The sequence below is a fragment of the Streptomyces sp. NPDC031274 genome, assembly GCF_055570235.1.
In genome coordinates this window covers 386,435-405,454 of record NZ_JBVIHP010000004.1, presented here as the reverse complement: position 1 = coordinate 405,454, position 19,020 = coordinate 386,435, and the positions used below count along the sequence as shown (strand labels likewise).

Here is a 19,020-nt window from a genome sequence, read left to right as displayed (position 1 = left end):
CACGAGAGCGGAACCAGGAAGAGGAATAATCTTCCGGTTCACAGCGTCCTCGCTGATGTTTCTTCAAAGGAACCTCGTCCCGACCATGACGGCCGAAGACGGGGTATCAACATATCTGGCGTTGACTTTTGGCACGCTGTTGAGTTCTCAAGGAACGGACGCTTCCTTTGTACTCACCCTCTCGGGCTTTCCTCCGGGCGCTTCCCTTCGTTGTGTTCCAAACTCTATCAGGTCTTTTTCGACTCCCTGACCACTCATCTGCGAGCACGCAGAAGCTGACCCAGGGATTAGGATCTGACTTGATAGATGCCGCCGAGTCCGGACGCTTGACCGCGTCGCTTGCCTCAGGCAGGAGTCCGACTGTACATGGGGCGCTGGGCCGGAGCAAATCGTTTGTGCAGTGCCCCTACTCAGTCAACCGGGACCTCTCGCGCGGAACCGGGACTTTTTATGACTTACTCTTCTGCACAGTGCGTCGTCCAGGACAAGTAGTGACGGCGGCTACGACTCTCCACCCCCTGGGAGGCTTGCCATGACCACCGTGACGTCCCCGCTTGTCGGACGCGCCATCGGGCTCTCCGCCGTACCGGATCCCGTGTTCTCCGGCTCGATGGTCGGGCCCGGCACCGCCATCGACCCCGCGCGCGAGCCCTCCGAGGCCGTCGCCCCCGTCGGCGGCATCGTCGTCTCGCTCCACCCCCACGCCTTCGTCGTCGTCGACGACGAAGGTCACGGCGTGCTGACGCACCTGGGCATCGACACGGTCCAGCTCAACGGCGAGGGCTTCGAGCTGCTCGTGAACAAGGGTGACACCGTGCAGCGCGGTCAGTCCATCGTGCGCTGGGACCCCGCGGCCGTCGAGGCGGCCGGTAAGTCTCCGATCTGCCCGATCGTGGCACTCGAGGCCACTGCCGAGTCCCTCTCCAGCCTCGTGGAGGATGGAGACGTCAAGGCTGGGGACGCTCTCTTCAGCTGGCAGTGACGTCATCGCCGTCCCTGACGGCAGATGCGACATCCACCGCGGCGGCTGGGCCCGTCGCTCTATCGGAGACGGGTGCAATGGAGACAACGCTGCGAGGCGTCGGCGTGAGCCACGGTGTGGCGATCGGCGAAGTTCGGCATATGGGGACGGCGGTGCTCGAGCCGCCCGCCAAGCAGATTCCCGCGGAGGACTCAGAGCGCGAACAGGGGCGCGCTCGCCAGGCGGTGGAAGCCGTGGCGGCCGACCTGAATGCGCGTGGCAACCTGGCCGGCGGTGAGGCTCAGGCGGTGCTCGAGGCGCAGGCCATGATCGCCCAGGACCCCGAGCTCATCGCCGATGTCGACCGGCGCATCACCGTCGGCAGCTCGGCGGAGCGCGCTATATATGACGCGTTCTCCCATTACCGCGAGCTCCTCGCGGGCGCCGGCGAGTACATGGCCGGTCGCGTGGCTGACCTCGATGACGTGCGGAATCGTATCGTCGCCCGGCTGCTCGGGGTTCCGATGCCCGGCGTCCCGGACAGCGACGAGCCCTACGTCCTGATCGCGCGTGACCTCGCGCCTGCGGACACCGCGCTGCTCGACCCCGCGCTGGTGCTCGGTTTCGTCACCGAGGAGGGCGGGCCGACCAGTCACAGCGCGATTCTCGCGCGGGCGCTCGGTGTCCCCGCCATTGTCGCTCTGCCGGGCGCCGGTGAGCTGGCCGAGGGCACGGTCGTGGCCGTGGACGGCAGCACCGGTGAGATCTTCGTCGAGCCGAGCGCCGAGAAGCGCGCTCAGCTCGAGGCGTCGGCCGCTGAGCGCAAGGCGGCGCTTGCCGCGTCGACCGGTCCGGGTGCGACGTCCGACGGGCACAAGGTGCCGCTGCTCGCCAACGTCGGCGGTCCCGCTGATGTGCCGGCGGCTGTGGCGGCCGGGGCCGAGGGTGTCGGTCTCTTCCGGACCGAGTTCCTCTTCCTCGACGACAGCACCAAGGCTCCGTCGGAGGAGAAGCAGGTCGAGGCGTACCGCAAGGTGCTCGAGGCTTTCCCCGAAGGTCGTGTCGTCGTGCGTGTGCTCGACGCGGGTGCCGACAAGCCGCTCGACTTCCTGACGCCCGGCGATGAGCCGAACCCGGCGCTCGGAGTCCGTGGGCTGCGGTCGCTGCTCGATCACCCCGATGTGCTGCGCACGCAGCTGACGGCGCTGGCCAAGGCCGTGGAAGGGCTGCCGGTCTACCTCGAGGTCATGGCGCCGATGGTCGCCGACCGTATCGACGCCAAGGCGTTCGCGGACGCGTGCCGTGAGGCGGGGCTGCAGGCAAAGTTCGGTGCCATGGTGGAGATTCCGTCGGCCGCGCTGCGGGCGCGCTCGATTCTCCAGGAGGTCGAGTTCCTCTCGCTCGGCACCAACGACCTCGCGCAGTACGCCTTTGCGGCCGACCGTCAGGTGGGCGCCGTGTCCAGGCTCCAGGACCCGTGGCAGCCCGCGCTGCTCGACCTGGTCTCGCTGTCCGCCGAGGCGGCCAGGGCCGAGGGCAAGAGCTGTGGTGTGTGTGGCGAGGCAGCGTCCGACCCGCTGCTCGCGTGTGTGCTGACCGGCCTCGGTGTCACCTCTCTGTCGATGGGTGCGGCGTCCATTCCTTACGTGCGGGCGACCCTGGGCAAGTACACGCTGGCTCAGTGCGAGCGTGCGGCCTCCGCCGCGCGTGCCGCGGACACCGCCGAGGAGGCCCGGAAGGCCGCGCAGGCGGTTCTGTCCGGCGAGTAGCCGAATCAAGTGTGTGAGGGGCGCTCCATCCGGCACGGGTGGGGCGCCCCTCGTCGTTCAGTGCCGGTGTCCTCCTTCGGGCCCGTCGTTCCCGATGGGCGGTGCGGCGCAGTAGTCGACGCCGGATTCCGGGGCGACGAGGTCTCCTGACACCGCGTCGGTGCAGTAGGCGTCGAAGACCTCGGCGGCGGTGAGGGGCAGCAGTCGCTCGCCGTGCAGGCGCCAGCCCTGGACACGGTCGGGCCTGCCGTCCGCGGTGGTGCGCATCACCAGGCCCGCGGCGCTGTGGGTGGCGATCCCGACCGCGAGGACCGTGGTGAACTCCAGGGCTTCGGTCTCGTCGAGCACCGCGTTGCCGTCGGTGTCCTGTGCGGCGTGCAGTGCGGCGAGGAGTGTCTCCGGGGAGGTCGGCACGCTGCAGACGAGGTGCCGGGTGCCGGAATCGGAGCTGTCGAGCAGCTGGACGAGCAGGTCCGAGGCCCGGCTGAAGGCGTCTCGGCCGATGTCCTCGCCGCAGACCGCGCAGGTGCCGAGTCGGGCCAGGAACATCGTCGCGTACTCCCAGGTGGCCCGGCGGACCGCCTCGTCGACGAGGTCGGGAAGGAGTGCGGAGAGGGGCTGGCCGTCGTACGGGACGGTGGGTCCGGTGGCTGCCAGTTCCGCGGTGAAGCGGGTGCGGCTTGCGGGGGCGTCGGGGTTCAAGCCGGTGTCGGCGCAGTACTCCTCGTACTCCTGGGGGTCGAAGAGCGCGATGGTGGTGTGCCCGCCGTCGGACGCGAGTGACCTGAGGAGGCCTTCGGCCTGCCGGAGGTAGGTCTTGTGGTCGTCGAAGGTGAAGGTGCGGTAGCGGCGCATCGCCGCGAAGTCGTCCGCGTCGGCCAACAGGCCGATGATTCCGGCGACTTCGCGGCGTAGTGCGCGTCGCGTGGTGATGGGTTGCGTGCGCGTCATGATTCCCCCTGCGGTCCGTCGATCAATGCTCACTCACAGTAACTGCGAGCACTGACAACGGCGGCTTGGCGGGAGATCAGGAGCGTTCGCGGGCCAGGTCCTCGTAGAAGCGGAGCAGGTCGAGGTTGTCCACCGAGCCGGGGTTGACCGCCTTGTCCAGTGCGGTGCCCTGGAGCAGCCGCTTGACCGGGACCTCGATGCGTTTGCCGGTGAGGGTGTGCGGGATGGCGGGTACCTCGATGACCTCGTCGGGGACGTGGCGCGGGGACAGCTGGGCGCGGATCGTCTGTTTGATGCGGTCGCGCAGGCCGTCGTCGAGGGTGGCGCCGGGGGCGAGGTGGATGAAGAGGGGCATCCAGTAGCCGCCGTCGGGCTGTTCGACGCCGATGACGAGGGATTCGCGGATCTCGGGGAGGCGTTCGACGGCTTCGTAGATGTCGGCCGATCCCATGCGTACGCCCTGGCGGTTGAGCGTGGAGTCGGAGCGGCCGTGGATGACGACCGAGCCGTGCGGGGTCACGGTGATCCAGTCGCCGTGGCGCCAGACGCCGGGATAGGTGTCGAAGTAGCTGTCGTGGTAGCGGCTGCCGTCCGGGTCGTTCCAGAAGTGGATGGGCATGGACGGCATCGGGTTGGTGACGACGAGTTCGCCGACCTCGTCGACGAGGGGCTTGCCCTGGGGGTCCCAGGCCTGCAGGTCCGTGCCGAGGCCGGGGGCCTGGAGCTCGCCGATGTGGACGGGCAGGGTGGGTACGGCTCCTGCGAAGCAGGAGCAGACGTCCGTGCCGCCGCTGACCGAGGCCATCCACAGGCCGCCGGGGGTGTCCTCGAACTCGTCGTGCAGCCAGCGGAATCCGTCGGGCGGCAGCGGGGATCCTGTGGTGGCGACGCACTTCACGGTCGAGAGGTCGAAGTCGCGGGCCGGGTGCACGTCGGCCTTGCGGCAGGCCATGACGTACGCAGCCGATGTGCCGAAGAGGGTGGCCTTCGTGCGTTCGGCGATGCGCCACTGGGCGCCGGTGTCGGGATAGCCGGGGCTGCCGTCGTAGAGGACGATCGTGGTGCCGGTGAGGAGGCCGGAGACGAGGAAGTTCCACATCATCCAGCCGGTGGACGTGTACCAGAAGAAGCGGTCGTCGGGGCCCAGGTCGCAGTGCAGGCCGAGCTGCTTGAGGTGTTCGACCAGGATGCCGCCCTGGGACTGGACGATGGCCTTGGGCAGGCCGGTCGTGCCGGAGGAGTAGAGCACCCACAGGGGGTGGTCGAACGGGACCGGCTCGAAGACGGGAAGCGTGTCCGATGCGGTGAGGGCATCCCATTCCAGGGCGCCTTCGGGGGCTTCGGTGCCAAGGAGCGGGATGTGGACGACGGCGCGCAAGGTGGGCAGTTCGCGGCGCAGCTCGGCGACGGCGTCGCGGCGGTCGTGCTCCTTGCCGCCGTAGCGGTAGCCGTCGACGGTGAACAGGACGACCGGTTCGACCTGCTGGAAGCGGTCGAGGACGCTGCGGGCGCCGAAGTCCGGGGCGCAGGACGTCCAGACGGCGCCGACGGCCGCGGTGGCCAGGAGGGCGACGACGGCCTGCGGGATGTTCGGGAGGTAGCCGCTGACGCGGTCCCCGGGGCGTACGCCGAGGGTGCGCAGCTCCGCCGCCAGGGAGCCTACTTGGCGGCGCAGCTCGCCCCAGGTGACGGCGGACGGCTCGTGGGTCTCGTCGACATGGAGGAGAGCCGGGTCGCCCGCGCGGGCGGGATCCTCGGCGGCGCGCAGTGCGTGTTCGGCGTAGTTGAGCGTGGCTCCGGGGAACCATTCGGCGCCCGGCATCGAGCGGTCGCCCAGTACGCGCGCGTAGGGCGTCGTGAACCGTACGTCGAACCAGTCGGTGACCGCCTTCCAGAACGTGTCCAGTTCGTCCACGGACCAGCGGTGCAGGGCCGCGTAACCGCCGTCGGCGGGTGCTCCGTGGTGCTCGGCGGCCCATGCCTGGAAGCGCGTGATCTGCGCTGCGGCGATCCGTTCCTGGTCGGGCTGCCAGAGCGGTGAGGGGTTCGCTGAGGACATGGGGCGGCTCCCGGGCTTTACGTACGCGTCGTATGCGTGTGTGGTGCGCGAGCTTGTTTGTGCGCACCACACGGCTGACAGGGACGATGCCACGTGATCGATTTCGGCACCAGGGCGTGCCTCACACAGTCGGCGAGGCGACTATGTGCCGTCGGCCCAGGTGAACGGCAGCTGAACGATGCATACGGGCGGCCTCTTCGGTGGCAGGGTGAGCAGCATGAACGGTCGTGACCTGGTGCGTTCGATGAAGGCTGTCAGCTTGGTCGGTACGGCGCAGGGGTTGCGTGCGGTGCGGTCCTCTTGGCGTAGGCGGCGGGTGGACGCGGCCGCGCTCGCCCCCCGGGGTGCGGAGCGCGCGCGGGTGCCCGGTGCGGTGACGGGCGTGGAGCCGGGGCCGGGGGGCGGCGTTGTGCGGTTCGCCCGTTCCGAGCTGCGGGTGCGGGTCACGACGGGTGGGGCCGTGTTCTGGGGATGGGACGGTGCGGAGCCCGATCCTTCGTACGCGCTCGTCAGCGGGAGCCCCGAGGCGGATCCGCGGGCCGTCCTGGAGCCGGACAAGGAGGGCGGCTGGCGTGTGGTGTCGGAGCGGGCGACGGTGGTCGTCTCGCGGCTCGGCGCCGTGGAGTTGCAGACGCCCGGCGGCATGACGCTGCGCCGCGATCTGCCGCCGCGCTGGTGGGAGCCGGTCGACGGGGGCGCGGCGCGCTGGCTCCAGCGCTCGCAAGTGGCGGCGGACGCCCGGTTCTTCGGGCTCGGGGGACGCGCGCGGGGGCCTCGGCTGCGGAACGGGACGTATCGGATGTGGAACACCGATCCGGGGGGATCGTTCGGGCCTGGTGACGACCCGTTGTACATCACCATGCCCGTGCAGCTCGTGGTGGCCGATGTCGGCTGTCATCTGGTGTTCCACGACAACACCTGGGACGGCACCGTGGCGGTGCGCGAGGGGGAGGTGGGTGCGGGCTCCGGGCACGACAGGGCGGGTTCGTGCGAGGTGCGCATGGACGGCGGTCCGCTGCGGTGCTGGGTGATGGTGGGCACTCCCGCGCGCGTGCTGCACACCTGGGCCTCGCTCACGGGGCCGCCCGCGCTTCCTCCCTCGTGGGCGCTCGGGCACCATCACGCGCGGTGGGGCTTCGGCGGTGAGCAGGAGGTGCGGCGGATCGTCGCGGGCTACCGGGAGCGAGGGCTGCCGCTGGACGCCCTCCATCTGGACATCGATCACTACGAGGCGCACCAGGTGTTCACCGTCGACAAGGTGGCTTATCCGCACATACCCCAGTTGGCCGACGAGTTGCTCAAGGACGGCGTGCGCCTGGTGTCGATCGTCGACCCCGCGGTGAAGGCGGAGCCGGGCAATGAGGTCTACGACAGTGGCAGAGCCGCGGACGCCTTCGTGCGGGATGCCGCGGGGCGGGCGGTGCACGGGCTCGTCTGGCCGGGCGACGTGGTCTATCCGGACTTCACGGACGCGCGGGTGCGGGCCTGGTGGGGCGGCCTCTACAAGGAGCGGCTCGCCCAGGGGTTCGCGGGTTTCTGGCACGACATGAACGAGCCGGTGTCCTTCGCCGCCTTCGGGGAGCCGACGCTGCCGCGCTCGGCCCGGCATTCCCTGGAGGGACGCGGCGGCGACCACCGTGAGGCGCACAACGTGTACGGCCTCGGCATGGCCCGCGCCGGGTACGAGGGGCTGTGCGAACTGCACCCCCAGGAGCGGCCGTTCCTGTTCTCGCGCTCCGGGTGGGCGGGAATGCAGCGCTACGGAGGGACGTGGTCCGGGGATGTGGCCACAGGGTGGCCCGGCCTGCGGGCGTCCCTGTCGCTTGTCCTGGGCCTGGGGCTGTGCGGGGTGCCGTACTCGGGTCCTGATGTGGGCGGGTTCGACGGCAGTCCGTCGCCCGAGCTGTATCTGCGGTGGTTCCAGCTCGGTGCGTATCTGCCGTTGTTCCGTACGCATGCCGCGCTGCGGGCCGGTCGCAGGGAGCCCTGGGAGTTCGGTCCCGATGTGCTGGAGCACGCGCGCGTGGCGCTCGTGGAACGGCGGCGGCTGCTGCCGTACTTCGTGACGCTCGCGCATCTGGCGCGGCGTACGGGTACGCCGTATGTGCGGCCCCTGTGGTGGGGCAGCCCGGAGGACCGGGCGCTGCGTGACTGCGAGGACGCGTTCCTGCTCGGGGACTGCCTTCTTGTGGCGCCCGTGTTCGAGCCGGGGGCGGTCCGCCGCACAGTGCGGCTGCCACCGGGCCGTTGGTACGACACGGCGACCGGCCGGGCGTACGAAGGGCCTGCCCGTGTAGTTCTGGAGGCCCCGCTGTCCCGTGTCCCGGTGCTCGCGCGTGCCGGTGCGGTGTTGCCGGTGCGGGGCGCCGACGGCGGGCTCGAACTGGAGGTGTGGGCGCCGGCGCCGGGGCGTACGGGCGGTGGTCTGGTGGTCAGGGACGCGGGTGACGGGTGGGAGCAGCCGGAGATCGAGCGGTTCGCCGCGCGGTGGGTCGACGGGAGCGTGGTGGTCGAGCGGGACGGCCGCGATGGCGAGGAGGCCGCGGGCGAGGTCGGGCTGCGGGTGACGGTGCGGGGAGTTTCGCAGCGTCAGATGTAGCGCCCTTCGAACAGGGCGCGTACCGCCAACGTGTGCAGCGGGAAGGCCATTTCGGCCGGGCGGTGCAGCAGGTGCCAGCCTTCGGTCTCGTCCGTGGGTGCCGGGTCCGGCAGGTCGGCGGCCGGGCGCTCGGGCAGGAGGCCGAAGAGCAGCAGGTAGCCGTCGGCGGAGCTGAGGGCGTCCGCGAGGCGTACGTCGCGTGCGGCCGCGCTGATGCCGGTCTCCTCCTCCAGCTCGCGGACGACGGCGGCCCGCCAGTCCTCCCGGTCGTCGATGAACCCTCCGGGCAGGGCCACTCCCCCGCGCGCGGGGGCGATGGTCCGGGTCACGACGACAAGGGCGGTGCCCTTGGTGTCGTACACGGGCTGCAGCGCCACCGCTACGGGCAGCGGATTGCGGTAGGCGACCGTGCCGCAGGCGGGGCAGGTGCGGGGCCAGGCCGAGAGCTGTTCCCCGTAGGGCGAACCGCAGCTGGAACAGTGCGAGCCCTGGGTGCGTGGCTGGGGCGAGGGGTGCGACGGAGGTACGGACACGCCGCGGACTGTATCCGATCACTGCGGTGACGGTCTTTCCCTCCGGGGCCGGATCCTGATAAATGCAGGGTTCATGACAGGACTTGCCCCCGCCCTGCGGAATCTCGCCGTCACCGCCACCGCTCTGGTCGCCGTGGCCGTCACCCCCGCGCCCGCCCACGCGAAGCCCGAACCCAAGGCCCCCGACGCGTTCGTGGCGTTGCGCGACGTCGACCCGACGATCATCCAGGAGATGCGCTACTTCACGCCGCACAACTTCGTGGGCGAGCCCGTCGACGGCTACAGGAAGCCGATGTGCATCCTTACGAAGCCCGCGGCCAAGGCGCTGCACAAGGCCCAGCGGACGCTGCTGCGCAAGGGCTACTCCCTGAAGGTGTACGACTGCTACCGGCCGCAGCGGGCGGTCGACCAGTTCGTGCGCTGGGCCGAGGACCTCGGCGACGTACGCATGAAGGCGGAGTTCTATCCCCATGTCGACAAGTCGCGGTTGTTCGAGGACGGCTACATCGCGGCGAAGTCCGGGCACAGCCGCGGCTCGACGCTCGATCTGACGGTCGTGAAACTGCCTGCCCTGCCGACGCGTCCGTACATCCCCGGAGAGGCGCTCACACCCTGCTACGGGCCCAAGAGCGAGCGGTTCCCCGACAACTCCCTGGACATGGGGACGGGGTTCGACTGTTTCGACACCCTCTCCCACACGGACGATCCCCGGATCAACGGCAAGCAGCGCGCCAACCGTGATCTGCTGCGGGGCGCGCTGGCCAAGGTCGGCTTCGTGAACCTTCCCGAGGAGTGGTGGCACTTCACCCACAAGCCCGAGCTCTTCCCGGACACGTACTTCGACTTCCCCGTGGCACGCGGCTCGTTGGACGGGAAGTAGTGAGTGCCTCGCTACTGACGTGATCCGGTTGCCCGTGGCACACTTCTGACGTTCCGTCAGATTCGGTGTCGTGGTATCCAGTGTCGTGGAGGAGCCTTGTCGCGTACGCGTACTCCTGTGGTGGCCGGCTGGTTCGCCGGGGAGGGAGACAACTTCCGCCTTCTGGGCACGCGCTGCTCGGCCTGCGCCTGCGTCTTCTTCCCTCGCGAGGACGGCTTCTGCCGCAATCCCGGCTGCTCGGGCGGTGACCTCGACGAGGTGCCGCTCTCCCCTCGCGGCCGCGTCTGGTCGTACACGGACAGCCGCTACCGGCCGCCGTCACCCTATGCGTCCGATCCGGAACTTCCGTGGCAGCCCTACGCGTTGATCGCTGTGGAGCTGGAAGCGGAGCGCATGGTGGTGCTCGGCCAGGCGGTTTCGGGGGTCACCGTCGCCGATCTGGAGGTCGGCATGGAGGTGGAGGTCGTCCCCGGCGTCCTCGATGAGGATGCCGAGACGGCGTGGACGACGTGGTACTGGCGGCCTGTGGGGGTGGGCGCATGACCAGCGAGGTGGCGGTGCTCGGCGCGGGCATGCACCCGTGGGGCAAGTGGGGCCGGAGTTTCATCGAGTACGGGACAGCGGCGGCCCGCGCGGCGCTCGCCGACGCCGGGGTGGACTGGTGCGACGTGGGTTCGATCGTCGGCGCGGACACGGTGCGCGGCGGCTATCCCGGGTACGTGGCCGGGGCGACGTTCGCGAAGGCGCTCGGCTGGCAGGGCGCGCGGGTGACGAGCGTGTACGCGGCGTGCGCCTCGGGGGCGCAGGCGATCAACACGGCGCGCACACAGATTCTGGCGGGCCTCGCCGACGTCGTCCTGGTCGTCGGGGCCGATGCCGCACCCAAGGGGTTCTTCAGGCCCGCGGGAGGGGACCGGCACGACGATCCGGACTGGCTGCGGTTCCGGGTCCTCGGCGCCACGAACCCCACGTACTTCGGCCTGTACGCACGCCGCAGGATGGCGGTGCACGGCGACACGCTGGAAGACTTCGCCCAGGTCAAGGTGAAGAACGCGGCAGCGGGGGCGCTCAATCCGAACGCGCGCTACCGAAAGAGGGTCTCCGCCGAGGAAGTGGCCGCGTCGGCCGTCGTCGCCGATCCCCTGCGGCTGCTCGACATCTGCGCGACCTCCGACGGAGCGGCGGCGCTCGTGCTCTCCAGCATGGAGTTCGCGCGGCGGCACGGCGCGCCCGACCCGGTGCGCATCCGGGCCGTGTCCACGGTGACCCCGACCTATCCGACCACCGTCCTCGACCTGCCGGACATCGCGACGGACTCCGCGGCCGCCGTGGCTCCGGCCGACACGACGTTCCGCGCCTCCATCGCGCGCGCGGCCTACGAAGAAGCGGGCATCGGGCCCGAGGAGCTCTCCTTCGCGGAGGTCTATGACCTCTCCACCGCGCTCGAACTCCAGTGGTACGAGGACTTGGGGCTCTGCGGCGAGGGAGAGGGGGCCAAACTGCTGCGGGAGGGGGCGACCTCTCCGGGCGGGCGCATACCGGTCAACCCCAGCGGCGGGCTCGCCTCCTTCGGAGAGGCCGTTCCGGCCCAGGCCATTGCCCAAGTGTGCGAACTGACATGGCAGTTGAGGGGAACAGCGGGGGCGCGGCAGGTCGTGGGGGCGCGTGCGGGCATCACGGCGAATCAAGGTCTCTTCGGGCACGGGTCCTCGGTCGTCGCGGTGCGCTGAGCCCTCTCACCGGCCCTGCGCTGATCGTCACGGGGGAAGGCCGAGGACGGATCGCGGGGAAGATCTGGACAGGTCCTTGGGGAAGCGCTCACGCCGGTTAACCGTTGCCGTCCGCGACCTTGACGCTCCATCACCACCGGTGAACACTTCCGGTGTCAGTCGGCATCGCCGCACTTTTGGCTCCGCGCCGCTCAGGGCCCCTGCACGCTCGAAGGGTCTGCACCAAGGGCTGTTCAGCGGGTCATCCCCCTCTGGGCGATTCGACTGCGACGGCACGCTCGCCATGAAAGCCGGGCGGGGCGCGGGACACCCCTGCCCTCGGCTGACATCACCGTGCCCTGCCAGGCAGTAGTCGTGGAACGCACCCAGCACGGAGTACCGGGGCCACCGCCCCGGGCAAGGCCCTAGGAGCCGCCATGTACTCGAATGGGGACATTTTCGTCGGTGAGACCATCGGCACCGCGATTCTCATTCTCTTCGGCGCCGGCGTATGTGCCGCCGTCACCCTGAATTACTCGAAGGCCAAAGCCTCCGGATGGATCGTCATCGCCTTCGGATGGGGCTTCGGCGTGATGGCGGGGGCGTACACCGCCGCGCCGCTCTCCGGGGGCCACCTCAACCCCGCCGTCACCCTCGGCATCGCGATCGACACGGGCAAGTGGGACAAGGTCTGGGTCTACCTGCTCGGGCAGATGGTCGGCGCCATGCTCGGCGCCGTACTCGCGTATCTCGTCTACTTCGCGCAGTTCAACGCCAACGTCCCGCGTGGCACGAAGGGCGACACCCAGGGCGTGGACCAGCCGACGCCGACCCTCGGCATCTTCTCGACCATCCCCGAGATCCGTAACCCGGTCGCCAACCTCCTCACCGAGATCATCGGGACCATCGCCCTGGTGCTTCCGCTCCTCGCGTTCGGCCTGACCAAGGGGCTTGGCGAGTCCGGCACGCTCGTGCTGATCGTCGCCTTCCTGGTCGTCGGCATCGGCCTCTCGCTCGGCGGGCCCACCGGCTACGCCATCAACCCGGCCCGCGACCTGGGCCCGCGCATCGTGCACACGTTCCTGCCGATCCCGAACAAGGGCACATCCGACTGGAGTTACGCCTGGATCCCCGTGGCCGGGCCGCTGATCGGCGGAGCGCTCGCAGGTCTCATCTACAACGCAGCCTTCTGATTCAAGGGGTAGCCATGCCGGACAACTCCGAGAAGTTCGTCGCCGCCATCGACCAGGGCACCACCTCAAGCCGCTGCATCATCTTCAATCACGCGGGCGAGATCGTCGCCGTCGACCAGCGCGAACACCGTCAGATATTTCCCAAGCCCGGGTGGGTGGAGCACGACGCCGCCGAGATCTGGTCGAAGGTGCAGGCCGTGGTCGCGGGAGCGATCGCCAAGGCAGGGCTCCGTGCCGACCAGCTCAGCGCACTCGGCATCACCAACCAGCGCGAGACGACCGTCCTGTGGGACCGCGCCACCGGCAAGCCCGTGCACAACGCGATCGTCTGGCAGGACACCCGGACATCGGCTCTCTGCAACGAGCTGGGCGGCGCGGACGGCCAGGACAGGTTCCGGGAGCAGACCGGACTGCCCCTCGCGAGCTACTTCTCCGGGCCCAAGGCGGCCTGGCTGCTCGACAACGTGCCCGGGCTCAGGGCCCGCGCCGAGCGCGGCGAGATCGCCTTCGGCACCATCGACTCCTGGCTGATCTGGAACCTCACCGGTGGCACGGACGGCGGTGTGCACGTCACGGACGTCACCAATGCCGGGCGCACCATGCTGATGAACCTGGCCACCCTCCAGTGGGACCAGTCGATCCTGTCCGCGATGAACGTCCCCGAGGCGATCCTCCCGGAGATCAAGTCATCGGCCGAGGTCTACGGCACAGCGGTCGGGCAGCTCTCCGGAGTGCCGGTCGCCTCCGCACTCGGCGACCAGCAGGCGGCCATCTTCGGGCAGGCCTGCTACGACACAGGGACGGCCAAGAACACGTACGGAACCGGCAGCTTCCTGTTGCTCAACACCGGTAACCGGCCCGTCCCCTCGAAGAACGGGCTGCTCACCACGATGGGCTACAAGATCGGCTCCGATGCGCCCGTCTACTGCCTCGAAGGGGCCATCGCGATCACCGGCGCCCTGGTGCAGTGGTTCCGCGACCAGCTCGGCATCATCCGCAACGCCGATGAGATCGAGCCCCTGGCCGCGAGCGTGGAGGACAACGGCGGGGCGTACATCGTGCCCGCGTTCTCCGGCCTCTTCGCGCCCTACTGGCGCTCCGACGCGCGCGGCGTCGTCACCGGGCTCACCCGGTACGTGACCAAGGCGCATCTGGCACGCGCCGTACTGGAGGCGACCAGCTGGCAGACCCGCGAGGTCGTCGACGCCATGTACCAGGACTCCGGGGTGCAGCTGCGGACCCTGAAGGTGGACGGCGGCATGACCAAGAACAATCTGCTGATGCAGCATCAGGCGGACGTCCTGGGAGTGCCGGTGATCCGGCCGAAGATCACCGAGACGACGTGCCTGGGCGCCGCGTACGCCGCCGGGCTCGCGACCGGCGTGTGGAACGACCTCGACGAGCTGAAGGCGCACTGGCAGCAGGACGCCGAGTGGACGCCGTCGATGGAGACGGACACACGCGATCGCGAGTACGGCAACTGGCGCAAGGCGGTGGAGCGAAGCTTCGGCTGGCACGAGGACGGCGCGAGCTGAGCCGAGGATGACCGCGGCCCGTACCCCGCTCGGCCGGGGGTACGGGCCGCGGTTGCGCACGCGTACTCGCGGCTCTCAAGAAGACACGGCCACAAGAAGACACGGTCAGGTGGTCGCGGGCTCCCTGGCCGCCGCGGCTGCCGCCATCGCGTGCTGCACCACTCCGATGAGCACTTCCTTGACGGACTGCCGCTCGCGCGCGTCGCACATCACCACGGGGACGCCGGGGTCGAGGTCCAGCGCCTGGCGCACGGCGTCGGCGGGGTAGCGGGACGCGCCCTCGAAGCAGTTGACGCCGACGACGAAGGGTATGGAGCGCCGCTCGAAGTAGTCGACGGCCGCGAAGCAGTCCTCGAGGCGGCGGGTGTCCGCGAGGACCACGGCGCCGAGCGCCCCGGTGGCCAGCTCGTCCCAGAGGAACCAGAAGCGGTCCTGGCCCGGGGTGCCGAAGACGTAGAGGACCAGGTCCTCGCGGAGCGTGATCCGGCCGAAGTCCATGGCGACAGTGGTGGTGTGCTTGCCCGAGACGCCACTGGTGTCGTCGATCGGGCGGCCCGCCTCGCTGAGCAGCTCCTCGGTGCGCAGCGGTTTGATCTCGCTGACCGCGCCGACGAGGGTCGTCTTGCCCACGCCGAAGCCGCCCGCCACCAGGATCTTCAGCGTGACCGGCTCGACTGGGGCCTTGCCGCGCTCAGAACGCTTGAAGATCATCGCTCGCTACTCCTGGATCAGTTGCTTCGGGGGGTGCGTGTGTTTCGGGGGATGCGCTTGATGTGCTGCTGTCGTGCGGGGTGCGACCGTATCCGCCGCCGCCGGGGGTTTCGATCACGAGTACGTCACCGCGGCCCACTTCCGCGAAGTCGCTGCCTGCCAGCGTCTGGACCTGGCCGTCGGCGCGCTCCACACGGCCGGTGCCGAGCGCTCCGGGGCTGCCGCCCGCCATGCCGTACGGCGCCACTCTGCGGTGCTGCGAGAGCGTGGACACCGTCATCGGCTCGCGGAAGCGGATGCGGCGCACGGCGCCGTCACCGCCGTGCCACGCCCCGGTACCACCGCTCCCCCGGCGCACCGCGAACTCCTCGAGCAACACGGGCAGGCGCCATTCGAGCACTTCGGGGTCGGTGAGCCGGGAGTTGGTCATGTGGGTCTGGACGACGGACGCCCCGTCGAATCCGTCGCCCGCTCCGGATCCCGATGCCACCGTCTCGTAGTACTGGTGGCGGTCGTTTCCGAAGGTGACGTTGTTCATCGTCCCCGAGCCCTCGGCCTGGACGCCGAGCGCGCCGTAGAGCGCGCCGGTGATGGCCTGTGAGGTCTCGACGTTCCCGGCGACGACGGCCGCCGGTGGCTCGGGTGCGAGCAGGGAGCCCGGCGGTACGACGATGCGCAGCGGGCGCAGGCAGCCGTCGTTGAGCGGGATGTCCTCGGCCACCAGGGTGCGGAAGACGTAGAGGACCGCGGCGTTGACCACCGCGAAGGGCGCGTTGAAGTTCGTGGCGAGCTGGGGAGACGTACCGGTGAAGTCGATGGTCGCCGAGCGGGCCTCGCGGTCCACCGAGACGCGGACCCGGATGACGGCTCCCGAATCGGTCGGATAGGTGAACTCGCCCTCTTCCAGGGCGTCGATGACACGGCGTACCGCCTCTTCGGCGTTGTCCTGTACGTGCCTCATGTACGCCTGGACGACGTCGAGCCCGAAGTTCTCGATCATGCGGGCGACTTCGTCGACACCCTTCTGGTTGGCGGCGATCTGGGCGCGCAGGTCGGCGAGGTTGGTCGCCGGGTTGCGGGAGGGGTACGGGGCGTCGGTGAGCAGGCTCCGGGTCTCGGCCTCGCGGAAACGGCCGCCCTCCACAAGGAGCCAGTTGTCGAAGAGGACGCCCTCCTCCTCGATGGTGCGGCTGTTCGCCGGCATGGAGCCGGGGGCGATGCCGCCGATCTCCGCGTGGTGCCCGCGCGACGCCACGTAGAAGAGGATCCGCTCCCTTGAGGTCTCCGAGCCGGACTGCTCCCCCGCCGTGTCGAAGACCGGAGTGATCACGGTGACGTCCGGGAGGTGAGTTCCGCCGTGGTACGGGTCGTTGACCGCGTAGGCGTCCCCGGGGCGCATGCCGCTGCCGCGGCGCTGGATCACCTCCTTCACGCTGGTGCCCATCGAGCCCAGGTGCACGGGGATGTGCGGGGCGTTGGCGACGAGATTGCCGTCCGGGTCGAAGAGGGCGCAGGAGAAGTCGAGCCGCTCCTTGATGTTGACCGACTGGGCCGTGGACTCCAGGCGGGCGCCCATCTGTTCGGCGATCGACATGAAGAGGTTGTTGAAGACTTCCAGGAGGACGGGGTCGGCCGCGGTGCTCGCGCCGGAACCCTCGGGTACCACCACGCGTTCCATCACCAGGTGGCCCTCGGGTGTCATGGCCGCCTGCCAGCCGTCGTCCACGACCGTCGTGGCGCTGGCCTCGGTGATGATCGCGGGTCCGTCGACGCTCTGGCCGGGCGGCAACTCCTCGCGGCGGTGCAGGGGCACGTCGCGCCACGTGCCGCCCGTGTGCAGGCTCACGGTCTTTGGAGCCCCTGGGGGCGTGTCACCGGCGAGCGCGGAGAGGTCGGGCTGCTCGGTCAGGCCGGTGGCCTCCACGGAGAGGGACTCGACGACGACGGGGCGGTCCAGGGTGAAGGAGTAGGTGGTGCGGTGGCGCTCTTCGAAGACGCGGATCATGCGGTCCGGCTCCGTGAGCTCCACGGTGAGCGTGGTGTCGGTGCCGTCGTAGCGCAGCTGGGCACGGCGTGTGACGCGGACCCGGTCCTCGGGCACGTCCTCGGCGACGAGTTCGGCGCGGGCCGCTTCCTCCAGGTCGTCGGCGGTCTTCAGGACGCGCGGCATCTCGGACGGTTCGAGGCGGGCCTCCACGGACTGCTCGCGCATCGCGGTGGTGTCGGCGAGGCCGATGCCGAGCGCGGAGAGCACTCCCGCCATCGGGGGTACGAGGACGGTGCGGATGCCGAGCGAGTCGGCGACCATGCAGGCGTGCTGGCCGCCCGCGCCGCCGAACGTGGTGAGGGCGTAGCGGGTGACGTCGTGGCCCTTCTGGACCGAGATGCGCTTGACGGCGGCCGCGATGTTGGCGACCGCGATCTGCAGATAGCCCTCGGCGACCTGCTCCGGAGTGCGGTCGTCGCCGGTGTGTTCCCTGATGTCGCGGGCCAGCGCGGTGAAGCGTTCGCGTACGAGGGCCTCGTCGAGGGGCTGGTCTCCGTCCTGCCCGAACACATGGGGGAAGTGCGTGGGTTGGATGCGTCCCAGGGCGACGTTGGCGTCGGTGACCGTGAGCGGGCCTCCGCCCCGATAGCTCGCCGGGCCCGGCGTCGCGCCCGCCGAGTCGGGGCCCACGCGATAGCGGCTGCCGTCGAAGTGGAGTACGGAACCGCCGCCCGCCGCGACGGTGTGGATGTCCAGCATCGGCGCGCGCAGTCGTACGCCCGCGATCTGCGTGGTGAAGACCCGTTCGTACTCGCCCGCGTAGTGCGACACGTCGGTGGACGTGCCGCCCATGTCGAAGCCGATGACGCGGTCGAAGCCCGCGCGGTGCGACATGCGGGCCATGCCGACGATGCCGCCCGCGGGCCCGGAGAGGATCGCGTCCTTGCCGCGGAACTGGCCCGCTTCGGTGAGGCCGCCGTTCGACTGCATGAACATCAGCCGCACGCCGCTGAGCTCATCGGCGACGTGCTGGACGTAGCGGTGCAGGACGGGCGACAGGTAGGCGTCGACGACCGCGGTGTCGCCGCGCGGGACCAGCTTCATCAGCGGGCTGACCTCACTGGAGAGCGAGACCTGCGGGAAACCGGTGCGGACGGCCAGTTCGGCGATCGCCCGCTCGTGGGCGGGGTGCAGATGGCTGTGCATACAGACCACCGCGACGGCCCGGATCCCGTCCTCGTAGGCCTGGCGCAGCGGCCCCTCGAGCTGCTCCAGGTCGGGCGCCCGTAAGACCTCGCCCTCGGCGGTGACACGCTCGTCGGCCTCGATCACCCGGTCGTAGAGGAGCTCCGGCAGGACGATCTCGCGGGCGAAGATGCGGGGGCGGTTCTGGTAGGCGATGCGCAGGGCGTCGCCGAAGCCCCGGGTGATCACCAGGGCGGTGGGCTCGCCCTTGCGCTCCAGGAGGGCGTTGGTGGCGACGGTCGTACCCATGCGGACGACGTCGATGGGCACCTCCGCCGTGTCGTCCGGGACGCCAGGGGCGCCGCGCAGGAGTTCACGGATGCCCTCGACTGCCGCGTCGGCATAGCGGGACGGATTGTCGGACAGGAGCTTGTGCGTGAGCAGCTGCCCGTCGGGACGCCGCGCGACGACATCCGTGAAGGTGCCGCCCCTGTCGACCCAGAACTGCCAGCCAGTCACGTCTCACTCCCGCTTCCGCGCTGTTCAGAGCGCCCGGAGGCCGTTGATCACGTCGCGCAGAATACTCTCGTCCGGGAGTTCCGCGGGGGGTACGGGACGTGTCACGTGCACCAGTTCGTCATCGACGAGATCGCCGATGAGGACGCGGATCACGCCGATGGGAAGGTCCAGTTCGGCCGCCAGTTCGGCGACCGACTGGGGGCTGTCACGGCAGAGCCCGACGATGTCCACGTGCTCCGGGGACAGCGTCCGATCCGCTTCCGGGTCGCCGGCCCGGGCCTCCGCGATGACGACCGCGATCAGATCGAGGCGGTGCTGTGCCGGACTGGTGGTCCGGCCACGCGTCATGGCGTACGGACGCACCACGGGTCCGGCGTCGTCGTCGAACCAGCGATGCGTCCCCTGTGTCCCCTGACCGTCTTCGCTCAT

Annotated in this window: 14 protein-coding genes; 8 read left to right on the top strand and 6 right to left on the bottom strand. The window is 69.9% G+C overall.

All coding sequences use genetic code 11. The annotated features are described in order from the left end of the window. Positions 1–532: 532 nt before the first annotated feature. Complete coding sequence (locus tag ACZ5CR_RS10040) at positions 533–982, top strand: PTS sugar transporter subunit IIA (protein WP_389916629.1); 450 nt, start codon at positions 533–535, stop codon at positions 980–982. Positions 983–1,059: 77 nt separating this feature from the next. Beyond that, on the top strand, positions 1,060–2,730 hold the full coding sequence (gene ptsP / locus ACZ5CR_RS10035; RefSeq protein ID WP_468855503.1) for a phosphoenolpyruvate--protein phosphotransferase: 1,671 nt from the start codon (positions 1,060–1,062) through the stop codon (positions 2,728–2,730). A gap of 57 nt (positions 2,731–2,787) precedes the next feature. On the opposite strand, the gene ACZ5CR_RS10030 is transcribed toward ptsP, so the two are convergent. Beyond that, positions 2,788–3,681, bottom strand: coding sequence for a hypothetical protein (locus ACZ5CR_RS10030; protein WP_468855502.1), 894 nt, complete (start codon positions 3,679–3,681; stop codon positions 2,788–2,790). Positions 3,682–3,757: 76 nt separating this feature from the next. After that, on the bottom strand, positions 3,758–5,740 hold the full coding sequence (locus ACZ5CR_RS10025; RefSeq protein ID WP_468855501.1) for an acetoacetate--CoA ligase: 1,983 nt from the start codon (positions 5,738–5,740) through the stop codon (positions 3,758–3,760). Between the two features lie 217 nt (positions 5,741–5,957). Between ACZ5CR_RS10025 and ACZ5CR_RS10020 the strand changes: the two genes are divergently transcribed. Then, positions 5,958–8,339: a glycoside hydrolase family 31 protein gene (locus tag ACZ5CR_RS10020; protein WP_468855500.1), complete on the top strand. Its 2,382-nt coding sequence runs from the start codon at positions 5,958–5,960 to the stop codon at positions 8,337–8,339. Here the strand turns inward: ACZ5CR_RS10020 and ACZ5CR_RS10015 are convergent. Beyond that, positions 8,330–8,872, bottom strand: a complete 543-nt coding sequence (locus ACZ5CR_RS10015) for an NUDIX domain-containing protein (RefSeq protein WP_468855498.1) — start codon at positions 8,870–8,872, stop codon at positions 8,330–8,332. The genes ACZ5CR_RS10020 and ACZ5CR_RS10015 overlap by 10 nt on opposite strands. A gap of 73 nt (positions 8,873–8,945) precedes the next feature. Between ACZ5CR_RS10015 and ACZ5CR_RS10010 the strand changes: the two genes are divergently transcribed. The 5 genes from ACZ5CR_RS10010 (at position 8,946) to glpK (ending at position 14,189) form a co-directional block, all read left to right on the top strand. Further along, a complete protein-coding gene (locus ACZ5CR_RS10010; RefSeq protein ID WP_468855496.1) occupies positions 8,946–9,752 on the top strand; it encodes a M15 family metallopeptidase in 807 nt (268 codons plus the stop codon). 117 nt (positions 9,753–9,869) lie between these two features. Continuing rightward, entirely contained in the window at positions 9,870–10,295 is a 426-nt protein-coding gene (locus ACZ5CR_RS10005; RefSeq protein ID WP_468855535.1) for a Zn-ribbon domain-containing OB-fold protein, read from the top strand. Further along, positions 10,292–11,482 (top strand): lipid-transfer protein, encoded by a 1,191-nt coding sequence (locus ACZ5CR_RS10000; RefSeq protein WP_468855495.1) that lies wholly within the window; start codon positions 10,292–10,294, stop codon positions 11,480–11,482. Before ACZ5CR_RS10005 ends, ACZ5CR_RS10000 begins: the two co-directional genes overlap by 4 nt. Positions 11,483–11,898: 416 nt before the next feature. After that, on the top strand, positions 11,899–12,654 hold the full coding sequence (locus ACZ5CR_RS09995) for an MIP/aquaporin family protein (RefSeq protein WP_468855492.1): 756 nt from the start codon (positions 11,899–11,901) through the stop codon (positions 12,652–12,654). Between the two features lie 14 nt (positions 12,655–12,668). Further along, entirely contained in the window at positions 12,669–14,189 is a 1,521-nt protein-coding gene (gene glpK / locus ACZ5CR_RS09990; RefSeq protein ID WP_468855489.1) for a glycerol kinase GlpK, read from the top strand. A 105-nt stretch (positions 14,190–14,294) separates the two neighbouring features. Here the strand turns inward: glpK and ACZ5CR_RS09985 are convergent, their stop codons facing one another. From ACZ5CR_RS09985 to ACZ5CR_RS09975, 3 genes are read right to left on the bottom strand one after another with little or no spacing between them, the layout of a single operon-like run. Further along, positions 14,295–14,900, bottom strand: a complete 606-nt coding sequence (locus ACZ5CR_RS09985) for a GTP-binding protein (RefSeq protein WP_361192076.1) — start codon at positions 14,898–14,900, stop codon at positions 14,295–14,297. Continuing rightward, positions 14,881–18,591, bottom strand: coding sequence for a hydantoinase B/oxoprolinase family protein (locus ACZ5CR_RS09980; RefSeq protein ID WP_468855487.1), 3,711 nt, complete (start codon positions 18,589–18,591; stop codon positions 14,881–14,883). Before ACZ5CR_RS09980 ends, ACZ5CR_RS09985 begins: the two co-directional genes overlap by 20 nt. Positions 18,592–18,615: 24 nt before the next feature. Next, entirely contained in the window at positions 18,616–19,020 is a 405-nt protein-coding gene (locus ACZ5CR_RS09975; RefSeq protein WP_190084953.1) for a DUF742 domain-containing protein, read from the bottom strand.

Coding starts and splice junctions, on each gene's coding strand:
- ACZ5CR_RS10020 (WP_468855500.1), top strand. CDS start 5,958: ATGAACGGTCGTGACCTGGTGCGTTCGATGAAGGCTGTCAGCTTGGTC.
- ACZ5CR_RS10000 (WP_468855495.1), top strand. CDS start 10,292: ATGACCAGCGAGGTGGCGGTGCTCGGCGCGGGCATGCACCCGTGGGGC.
- ACZ5CR_RS10030 (WP_468855502.1), bottom strand. CDS start 3,681: ATGACGCGCACGCAACCCATCACCACGCGACGCGCACTACGCCGCGAA.
- ptsP (WP_468855503.1), top strand. CDS start 1,060: ATGGAGACAACGCTGCGAGGCGTCGGCGTGAGCCACGGTGTGGCGATC.
- ACZ5CR_RS10010 (WP_468855496.1), top strand. CDS start 8,946: ATGACAGGACTTGCCCCCGCCCTGCGGAATCTCGCCGTCACCGCCACC.
- ACZ5CR_RS09975 (WP_190084953.1), bottom strand. CDS start 19,020: ATGAGCGAAGACGGTCAGGGGACACAGGGGACGCATCGCTGGTTCGAC.
- ACZ5CR_RS10040 (WP_389916629.1), top strand. CDS start 533: ATGACCACCGTGACGTCCCCGCTTGTCGGACGCGCCATCGGGCTCTCC.
- ACZ5CR_RS09995 (WP_468855492.1), top strand. CDS start 11,899: ATGTACTCGAATGGGGACATTTTCGTCGGTGAGACCATCGGCACCGCG.
- ACZ5CR_RS09985 (WP_361192076.1), bottom strand. CDS start 14,900: ATGATCTTCAAGCGTTCTGAGCGCGGCAAGGCCCCAGTCGAGCCGGTC.
- ACZ5CR_RS10025 (WP_468855501.1), bottom strand. CDS start 5,740: ATGTCCTCAGCGAACCCCTCACCGCTCTGGCAGCCCGACCAGGAACGG.
- glpK (WP_468855489.1), top strand. CDS start 12,669: ATGCCGGACAACTCCGAGAAGTTCGTCGCCGCCATCGACCAGGGCACC.